The 9313-nt window shown below is 72.4% G+C and carries 8 protein-coding genes and 2 pseudogenes; 3 read left to right on the plus strand and 7 right to left on the minus strand.

Features of this window, described 5'->3' with window-relative positions:
• Positions 1-169 precede the first annotated feature (169 nt).
• Positions 170-1048, minus strand: a complete 879-nt coding sequence (locus tag VIM26_RS18460) for an alpha/beta hydrolase-fold protein (protein WP_331953927.1) — start codon at positions 1046-1048, stop codon at positions 170-172.
• Positions 1049-1127: 79 nt separating this feature from the next.
• On the opposite strand from VIM26_RS18460, the gene VIM26_RS18465 reads away from it, so the two are divergent.
• Positions 1128-2369 (plus strand): MFS transporter, encoded by a 1242-nt coding sequence (locus tag VIM26_RS18465; protein WP_331953929.1) that lies wholly within the window; start codon positions 1128-1130, stop codon positions 2367-2369.
• Positions 2370-2434: 65 nt separating this feature from the next.
• Here VIM26_RS18465 and VIM26_RS27160 read toward each other — a convergent pair.
• The 4 genes and pseudogenes from VIM26_RS27160 to rfbD form a co-directional block, all read right to left on the minus strand.
• A pseudogene (locus VIM26_RS27160) lies at positions 2435-2665 on the minus strand (NUDIX domain-containing protein); the annotation flags it as partial.
• Between the two features lie 41 nt (positions 2666-2706).
• Positions 2707-3177, minus strand: a complete 471-nt coding sequence (locus VIM26_RS18470) for a hypothetical protein (protein ID WP_331953931.1) — start codon at positions 3175-3177, stop codon at positions 2707-2709.
• Between the two features lie 62 nt (positions 3178-3239).
• Positions 3240-4685, minus strand: coding sequence for an amino acid permease (locus VIM26_RS18475; RefSeq protein WP_331953933.1), 1446 nt, complete (start codon positions 4683-4685; stop codon positions 3240-3242).
• A gap of 47 nt (positions 4686-4732) precedes the next feature.
• Positions 4733-5587: a dTDP-4-dehydrorhamnose reductase gene (gene rfbD / locus VIM26_RS18480; protein ID WP_331953935.1), complete on the minus strand. Its 855-nt coding sequence runs from the start codon at positions 5585-5587 to the stop codon at positions 4733-4735.
• A 106-nt stretch (positions 5588-5693) separates the two neighbouring features.
• Here rfbD and VIM26_RS18485 point away from each other — a divergent pair, with 106 nt between their 5' ends.
• Positions 5694-6311 (plus strand): dTDP-4-dehydrorhamnose 3,5-epimerase, encoded by a 618-nt coding sequence (locus VIM26_RS18485; protein WP_331953937.1) that lies wholly within the window; start codon positions 5694-5696, stop codon positions 6309-6311.
• Positions 6312-6607: 296 nt separating this feature from the next.
• Here the strand turns inward: VIM26_RS18485 and VIM26_RS18490 are convergent, their stop codons facing one another.
• Positions 6608-7750 carry a glycosyltransferase family 1 protein gene (locus VIM26_RS18490; protein WP_331953939.1) on the minus strand — a complete coding sequence of 381 codons (1143 nt, stop codon included), beginning with the start codon at positions 7748-7750 and terminating at the stop codon, positions 6608-6610.
• Entirely contained in the window at positions 7747-8838 is a 1092-nt protein-coding gene (locus VIM26_RS18495) for a glycosyltransferase family 4 protein (RefSeq protein WP_331953941.1), read from the minus strand. Before VIM26_RS18495 ends, VIM26_RS18490 begins: the two co-directional genes overlap by 4 nt.
• Before the next feature lie 57 nt (positions 8839-8895).
• Here VIM26_RS18495 and VIM26_RS18500 point away from each other — a divergent pair.
• A pseudogene (locus VIM26_RS18500) lies at positions 8896-9313 on the plus strand (hypothetical protein); the annotation flags it as partial.

The raw sequence follows: 9313 nt of genomic DNA on the forward strand, positions 1-9313 counted from the left end.
CATATATGGGTAATACACTGTTCGGTCGACGAAGTCAAGCCCCAAACCGAACATCTCCCCAGGTCAACGCACCCAAATGACCCACCGAACGCTCAGCCGGGACCACTCACGATCCAGCTAGCCAGGAAGGTCCCGCTAGCGCCGGTTGCCCGGACGCATGGTCGTCGCCTCAGCTCGGCAGCCTCGCACCCGCGAACCTGAACGCGTCCGGTAGGACCCTTCGCCAGTACCCCTGCGTGTGCGCGCCCGCGTCGAAGGACGCACTCGCCGCGCCGGCCCCCGCGGCGAGCTCGCGGGCCGCGGTCACGAAGGGGTCCTCGGTGCCGCACCACACGCCGAGAGTCGAGCCGTCGATCGCGTCCAGGTGGCGCAGGGGTTCACCGTCGGCCCAGTCGGCCTCGTCGACAAAGACCTTTCGTGCCTTCGCCTCGCCCCAGCTGCGGAAGAGCGCCGGGCTCAGGGTGAGGATCGCGGCCGGCGCAGCGACGGCATCCCGGGCCCAGAGCAGCGCGCCGAAGCCGCCCATCGAGATGCCGAGCGCGCCGAAGACGGGGCCGAGCCCGTCCTGCGCGAGCCACCCTGGAACCTCGTCGCGCAACATGGCCTGGGGATCGTCACCCCCGACGCGGTGCCAGTAGCGCGCGCCCCCGTCCACCGCCGCGACGGCGAAGGGTTCCGTTCCGGCGCGCACCGCGGCGGTGAGAAACTCGGGCAGGCCCAGGTCGACGAGGGTCCGGGCGTTCGCACCCCGCCCGTGCAGCGCGAGAAGCACCGGCAGACCCGCCGGGTCGACGCCCTCGGGCACGATCGTGGCCAGGTTCACGTGGGTCCCGCGGGCCGCCGATGCCACGTCGCGGATCCGCACGACGCCGCCGGGGACGTCCGGCACCACACCGTCCGGCCCGTCCCACCCGAGACGGCGCCGCACGCTCGCCGAGCCGGGCAGCACGTCCGTCGCGACACCCGCGGCGCCGAGAGCGGCGGCGCCGAGCAGGACGGCTCCTCCCGTCAGGACGGTGCGGCGGCCGAGGGGTGAGCCGGGTGTCATGGCGCCCACCCTAGGTGCCACCACTGCCGGCCGTGCCGGGCGCGGATGCGGGCTCGGCAGCCGTTAGCATCTGTGCGTTGTGAGCCGATTCGTGGAGGCCGTGGCGCCCGCCCGGCTGGGCGTCGGCTTCCGATGGCTTCTCGCATCGTCGTGGATCAGCAACCTCGGCGACGGCATCGCCCTCGCGGCCGGGCCGCTCCTGGTCGCTTCCCTCACGCACGACGCCCGCCTCGTGGCCCTGGCTGCGACCCTGCAGTGGCTACCGCCCCTCCTGTTCGGACTCTCCGCCGGCGCTCTGGCGGACCGGCTCGACCGCAGGATCCTGGTGGTGACGGTCGACCTGCTCCGGGCCAGTGTGCTCGCTCTGCTCACGGTCACCGTCCTCACCGGCCGGGTGACGATCAGCGTGGTCCTCACCGCCCTGTTCCTGGTCGGGACTGCCGAGGTGTTCGCTGACAGCACGTCCCAGACCCTGCTCCCGATGCTTGTCGCGCGCGACGACCTCGCCGCCGGCAACTCACGGCTCCAGACCGGATTCCTCACGCTGAACCAGCTGGCCGGACCGCCGATCGGAGCCGCGCTGTTCGCCCTGGGTGCGGTCTTCCCGTTCGCGACCCAGACCGTCGTCGTGGCGGCCGGAGCCCTGCTGGTGTCCCGGATCGTGCTGCCCCCGCACGGTCGCGCGCCCGAGCGCCGTCGCCACGTCCGAGCGGACATCGCCGAGGGCTTCCGCTGGGTGCGCCACCATGCCGCGGTCCGCACGCTCATCCTGACCATCTTCACCTTCAACATCACGTTCGGGGCGGCCTGGTCGGTTCTCGTCCTCTACGCGACGAGGCGGCTCGGCATGGGCGAGATCGGGTTCGGACTGCTGACGACCGCCAGCGCGGTCGGCGGCCTGGTCGGCACGTCGTGCTACGGCTGGATCACCCGGCACGTCAGCCTCGGCAACCTGATGCGCATCGGCCTCATCATCGAGACGCTCACCCATCTCTCCCTCGCGCTCACCACCCGCCCCTGGGTCGCGATGGCGACCTTCGTCGTCTTCGGCGCGCACGCCTTCGTCTGGGGGACGACGTCGATCACGGTCCGCCAGCGCGCCGTGCCCTCCGCGCTGCAGGGCCGGGTCGGCAGCGTGAACCTCGTCGGGGTGTTCGGCGGGCTGGTCCTCGGCTCCGGCATCGGCGGACTGCTGGCCGAGCGCTGGGGAGTAACGGCACCGTTCTGGTTCGCGTTCGTCGGCTCGGCCTGCTTCGTCGTGCTCATCTGGCGCCAGCTCGCGCACATCGCCCACGACGACGAACCGTCACCGGTGCGTTGAGCGGAAGCACGCGCGCCAACCCCAGGCCGACGTCGACGATCACCGAACGCTCGATCCCCGGCACGTCCGCGACGGGAATCCACGCCCCGCAGCCGCTCGACCTCGACCCGGTATCCCGTCTCCTCGGCGACCTCCCGGACCACCGCGCCGTAGGGGGCCTCGGCATGCTCGACCTTCCCGCCCGGAAGGGTCCAGTACCGCTGGGCACCGCCCGGCGGGACGTAGCGGGCGAGCAGAATCCGCCTTTCTCGCAGGCAGACCGCGTAGGCGGCGAGCTTCGATAGTTGGGCGGTCATTGCTCCACGTCCGCCGGCGGGGACGTTCCCGCAGGAACGAGCTAGTGCAGGTTGATGCCGAGCGCTCGCATGGCCCGCTGGTCTGCGAACATCCGACCCGGGTAGAGCTCGCGGAACTGTCGGCCGACCTCGAACCGGAAGTCCTGCGACTCGTCGTTGAGGGGAACGATGATCACTCCGTCGGGAGTCCGAATATCGAGGCAGGCATCGCTGTACGGAACCCAGTCATAGGAGATGGACGTGATCTCCTTGACCCGGAACTGAGCGGAACTGCGCCGTCGAATCTCGTGGATGACGCCGTCGGCGTCCACGCGGTACGTCAGCAGGGGTGCAAGCAGCGCGGGCCACACGACGGCGCCGGCCACCAGGACGACGGCGAGGATCGCGAACGTGCGCCCGCTGAACGTGAGCCAGCAGATGGCCCCGGCGAGGGGAACCCCGAACACCGCTTCACCGACGGCACCGCTGACCGTGGAAACTCGGCTCTCGATGGGCCGCCGATCGTCCGCCACTGTGGTCCGCTCAATCGAATGGAAGGATCCGATCGGCCGGACGCCTCGGGTCGCGACAGAGCCTAGACGATCGCCGCTTTCCTGTGCCGGAGGTGGAAGTAGAGGTAGCACAGCGCCACGAACGGGATGCCGAAGTAGAGCGCGGCGACCTGGTTCGGGTCGAAGGCGAGCCCGACGACGGACGCGAGGCACAGCCCGAAGGCCAGCAGCGGGACGAGCGGATAGAGCGGGGCCCGGTAGCTGAGCGCGGCGACGTCGCCGCCGTCGCGCACGAAGGCCCGGCGGTGGAAGAAGTGCGACGCGGAGATCGACATCCAGACCCCGACGACCGCGAACCCGGCGATCGAGACCAGCACGAGGTACACCGACTCCGGTGCCACGACGCTGCACAGCAACGAGGCGAGACCGCCGATCATGCTCACGCTGACCGCGACGAGCGGGACGCCCCTGCTCGTCACGCGCCGGAAGACCTGCGGCGCCTGGCCCTCGTCGGCCAACGAGAAGAGCATCCGCGCGCACGCGAACAGGCCGCTGTTGCCCGCGGAGAGCAGCGCGGTGATGATCACGAAGTTCATCACGTCGGCGGCGTAGGGGATGCCCAAACTGGCGAACACGGTCACGAACGGGCTCTGGTCCAGGCCGACCGTGGCGTAGGGGACGGTGGCGGCGATGACCGTGATGGCGCCGACGAAGAAGATCAGCAACCGGAGCACGGTGGCGCGCAGGGCCTTGGGGATGGCGCGCTCCGGGTCCCTCGTCTCACCCGCGGCGACCCCGATGAGCTCCGAGCCCGAGAACGCGTAGAACACCGCCAGGGTGGTGATCAGCACCCCGCCGAAGCCGTGCGGCAGCAGCCCGCCGTCGGTGGCGAAGTTGGTCAGCATCAGCGGGGGGCGTGCGTCGGCGCTCAGCGGCCGGAAGCCGAGCAGCGCGGCCCCGCCCAGCACGATCAGCGCCACGATGGCCGACACCTTCACCAGGGACAGCCAGAACTCGGTCTCGCCGAACACCCGGGTCGAGAAGGCATTGAACGCGAAGACGAGCACCGCGAACACCAGGCACCAGACCCACACCGCGACCCCGGGGAACCAGCGCTGCATGAGCAGGCCGCTCGCGGTGAACTCCGAGCCGAGCGCCACGGCCCAGCACAGCCAGTAGAGCCAGGCCGTGGTGAACCCGGTGGCCGGGCCGATGGCGCGCGTGGCGTAGATGTGGAACGCCCCGGCCACCGGGTAGGCGAGCGCGAGCTCGCCCAGGCAGGCCATGACGAGGTAGACCACGAGCGCGCCGACCAGGTAGGCCAGCACGGCGCCGAGGGGTCCGGCCTGCTGGATGGTGTACCCGGAGCTGAGGAACAGCCCCGAGCCGATCACCCCGCCCATCGCGATCATGATCAGGTGCCGGGGCCCCATCGAGCGGCGCAGACCGCCGGACGTCGAGGATCCTGCCTGGTCGTCGGCGGCTGCCGAGCCGGTCGGCGCGGTCGTGACGGTCGTGGTTTCAGGCATGGTGGTGCGCGTCCCTCATCGTGGCGGCGTCCGGGTGGGGCAGCGGGTCAGACGCGTGCGCCGAGCACCGCGCCGGACGCCTGCGCCCATCGCTGCGCCCAGTCGCCGATCGGGGCCACGCCGGCGTCGACCAGCGCGTCGTGCCCGAGGACCGAGTACGCGGGGCGCGGCGCCGGCCGGACGAACTTGTCACTCGTCGTCGGGCGGACGATCTGCGGGTCCAGGCCCGCCGCGGCCACGACCTCGCGCGCGAAGCCGAGCCACGAGGCCTGGCCCGACGACGTGCCGTGGTAGGTCCCGCTGGTGACACCGGCGAGCACGAGCCGCACGATCAGGTCGGCCAGGTCGACGGTCCAGGTCGGCTGCCCGAGCTGGTCGTCGACCACGTCGAGCCCGCCGCGCTCGGCGGCGACCCGCGCGATGGTCTTGGGGAAGCACGGGCCGCCGGCGCCGTACAGCCAGGCCGTGCGCACCACGAGGTGGTCGGGGCACTCAGCCCGCACGGCCCACTCCCCCGCGCCCTTGGTGCGCCCGTACGCCGATCGCGGGGCGAGGGCGCCGTCCTCGGGGTAGGGCGTCGTCGCGGCGCCGTCGAACACGTAGTCGGTCGAGATCTGCACGATGCGCGCGCCCGCCGCGTGCGCGGCCCGGGCGAGGTTCGCGGCGCCCACGGCGTTGACCGCGAAGGCCGCCGGCTCGTGGGACTCGGCGTCGTCGACCGCGGTGTACGCGGCGCAGTTCACCACCACGTCGACGTCGCGGACGAATGCGAGGCACGCCGGCGCATCGGTGATGTCGAGCTCGCCGGAGGCGGACGTCCGCACGTCCGCACCGCGCTCGCGCAGGGTCGCCACGAGGTCCTGACCGAGCATCCCGTTCGCACCCACGACCAACCAACGCACTGAAGTCTCCCCGCTCGTCCGTGTACCGGCCGCCCGTTCGCGAACCCGGGTCAGTCTAGGTGCGCCGCTAGGCTGACCCGGCCCGTCCGCGATCTGAGAGGCCCCCATGACATACCGCGAGCTCAAGGTCCCCGGCGCGTGGGAGATCACCCCGATCCAGCACGGTGACCCCCGCGGGGTGTTCCTCGAGTACTTCCAGGGCGACCCGTTCGCCGCGGCGCTCGGGCACCGGTTCGACCTCCGGCAGGCCAACTGCTCGGTCTCCGCGGCCGGGGTCCTGCGCGGCATCCACTTCGCCGACGTGCCGCCCGGCCAGGCCAAGTACGTCACCTGCGCGAAGGGTGCCGTGCTCGACGTCGTCGTCGACATCCGGGTCGGCTCGCCGACCTTCGGCCAGTGGGACTCCGTGCTGCTCGACGACGTCGACCGCCGCTCGATCTACGTCGGGGAGGGCCTGGGCCACGCCTTCATGTCCCTCGAGGACGACTCGACCGTGCAGTACCTGTGCTCCGCGGGCTACTCCCCCGGCCACGAGCACGGCATCCACCCGCTCGACCCGCAGGTCGCGATCGCCTGGCCGACGACGGCGCGGGACGGCCGCCCGCTGGCCCCCCAGCTCTCGACCAAGGACCTCGCCGCCCCCACCCTGGCCGACGCGCTCGCGACCAACCTGCTGCCGAAGTTCGACGACGTCGCCGCGTACGTCGCGTCCCTGCCCCGCTGAGCCGGACCCGTAGCGAACGCTGGGTGGATGGCTGGGTGTATCGAACGTGCACCCCTGGTGCTCATCCAATACACCCAGCCATACACCCAGGATTCTGACGACGGCGACGGCCACGGCGAGCGCGGTGCGGCGACACGGCTCGATCGGTGGCTCAGTGCAGGGCTCAATGCATCGAACGTGCACCTCTGGCGCTCATCGGCTGCATTGAGCGATGCACTGAGCCGCGAGCGGCGGCGGCCGGCGCTGAACCCCGCGCCGGCGACCGGCGAGCGATTCCGGGGCCCGCCCGGGTCCGCTCAGGCGCGGCGCTGGGCGGCTTCGAACGCCTCGATGTGCACGGTGGCGGCGGCTTCCCAGGTGAACTCGGCGGCGCGCTCGATCGCGGCCGCGGAGAGCTCGGCACGGCGGGCGTCGTCGGCGAGCAGGGCGCGGAGCTCGTCCCCGATCGAGGCGTCGTCCGTGTCGCAGTACGCGACGGCGTCCCCGCCGACCTCGGTCAGCGACAGCTCGCGCGTGGTCAGCACGGCGGCCCCGCAGGCCATCGCCTCGAGCACGGGAAGCCCGAAGCCCTCGCCGAGGCTCGGGTAGGCGAGCACCCTGGCCCCCGACAGGAATCCCGGCAGGTCCGCGAGCGGCAGGTAGCCGGGCCGCAGCACCGTCAGGCCCGGCGGCACGGCCGCGATCGCCGGGTCCACGGCCTCGTCCCAGCCCCGGCCGCCCGCGAGCACCAGGGCCGGCGGATCGGCCTGGTCGGCGACCGCCCGGGCCCAGCCGCGGATCAGGGCGGGCACGTTCTTGCGCGGCTCGAGGGTGCCGAGGAAGGCGACGTACTCGCGCCCCGTCAGGCCCAGGGTCGCCCGGACCCGTTCCTGCTCGGCGGCGTCGACCGCGTGGAAGACCGCGGAGTCGACCCCGTGGAAGGCGACGTGGAACAGCTCGTCGCGCCCGCCCACGAAGCGGCGGACCTCGGCTCCGGTCGCGCCCGAGGGCACCACCAGCGCGTCCGCCCGGTGCACCGCGGTGCGGATCGCGGATCGGAAGAACCGCGCCTTGAGCGGCGTGTGCAGCTCGGGGTGACTGAAGAAGGTCGCGTCGTGCAGCGTCACCACGACCGGGACGCCCGCGAACCGCGGCATCGTGTAGTGCGGGCTGTGCAGCACGGCCGACCGCGTCGAGCGCACGAGCAGCGGCAGGATCGACTGCTCCCAGGCCATCCGCACCGGCCGGCGTTCGATGGCGGCCGGTGCCGGGATGATCTCCGCCCCGGGCAGCAGCTCGGCGAACGCGGCGCCGTCCCGCGCCTGGCAGCCGACGACGAGGTCGACGCCCTGGGCGGCGAGGGCAGGCAGCAGGTCGTCGACGTAGCGCCCGACGCCGCCGCGCTCGGCGGGGATCGCGGTGGCGTCGACGAAGACCCGCCCCGGCACCCTGCGCCTCACCGGGCGGCCGACTCGAGCGCCAGCAGGCGGCGCAGCTCGCGCCCCATGGTCACCGTGGAGTACCGCACCCGTGCGGCGTCGGAGAACGCCCGGGCCGTCTGGTCCCGCAGGGGACCGTCGTCGAGCAGCGTCTGGATCTGAGCGGCCCACGCCTCGGAGTCCTCGGGCGGGACGAGGTAGCCGGTCGAGCCGTCGTCGACGGCGTCCCGGAGTCCCTCCAGGTCCGCGGCGACGACAAGCGCACCGCGCAGGGCAGCCTCGACCGCGACCAGGCCGAACCCCTCCATGTCGCCGGCCACGGGGACGTTCGGCTGGATGAACAGGTCCGCGCCGCGCATCAGCAGCTCGCGGTCCTCGCTCGACACGGCCCCCAGCACCCGCACCCGGGACGGGTCGGGCAGGGCGGCCACCGCGGCGTCGATCCGCGCGCCGTCCTCGCCGCCGCCGGCGACGAGGTAGACGACGCCGTCGGGCACCTTCGGCAGGACCTCACGGATGAACCACTCGACGCCCTTGCGCTTCACGAGCCGGCCGAGGGTGAGCAGCGTGACGTCACTCGAATGGATCGAGAACCGCTCGCGGAGCCCGGCCCGCGCCTCGCGCCGGTCGGCCTCCGAGACGTGCGGGTCCTGCACGCCCAGGCGCACCACCCGGACCCGCTCGCGGACCGCCCCGTGGCTGATGGCCACCTCGGCGGTCGCGGAGCTGATGGCGAGCACCAGGGGGGCCTTGCCGATCCCGGCGCGCACGGCGCGCTGGTACGAGGGGCTCGACCAGACGATGTCCTTGCCCATGGCCATGGTCGCGTGCCGGACGCGCAGCGCCCGCAGCAGGGGCGCGAGCAACAGGTACGTGGCCACGTCGCCGGTGAGGACGATGTCGACCTTGCCGCGCAGGACCAGCCAGATCGTGCGCAGCACGGCACCCGGGAACCACAGCGGCAGCCAGCGGTTCGTCCCGCCGTGCGCGATCAGTCGGGCGCCGGCGTCGGGATCCGCCCCCAGGGTGGCCCAGACATCGGCCGCCAGCGTCTCCATCCCGCCGACGGACGGCGGGTATTTCCGGGTGATGAAAAGAGTTCCAGGCACGCTGCGGCAGCCTACCGCCGAAGCAGGGACCGACCCATTCGCGGCTACGATCCCTGGGTGTCTCCACGCCTCAAAGCCCTCGTCCGCCGGTTCCTGAAACCAGTCGCGCTCATCCTCGTGCTCGCCGGGATGACGGCCATAGTCGTGCAGAACTGGGCCGGGATCAGCGACGGGATCGCGCGGCTCGACCCCGCCGCCGTCGGCGGTGCGCTCGTCGCGGTGCTGGTGGGGCTGTTCGCCGCCATGCTGTCGTGGCGCGCGGTGCTGACCGGGATGGGCTCCCGGCTGCCGATCGTCGCGGCGGCGCGGGTCTACTTCCTGGGGCAGCTCGGCAAGTACATCCCGGGCAGCCTCTGGCCGATCGTCGCCCAGGCCGAACTGAGCAAGGAGTACGGCGTGCCGCGCACGCGGTCAGGCGTCGCGGCCCTGACCCAGATGATGGTCAGCTTGGTGGTCGGCGTCGTCGTGGCGGGCG

This window comes from Pengzhenrongella sp. (assembly GCF_036565025.1).
Lineage (GTDB): Bacteria > Actinomycetota > Actinomycetes > Actinomycetales > Cellulomonadaceae > Pengzhenrongella.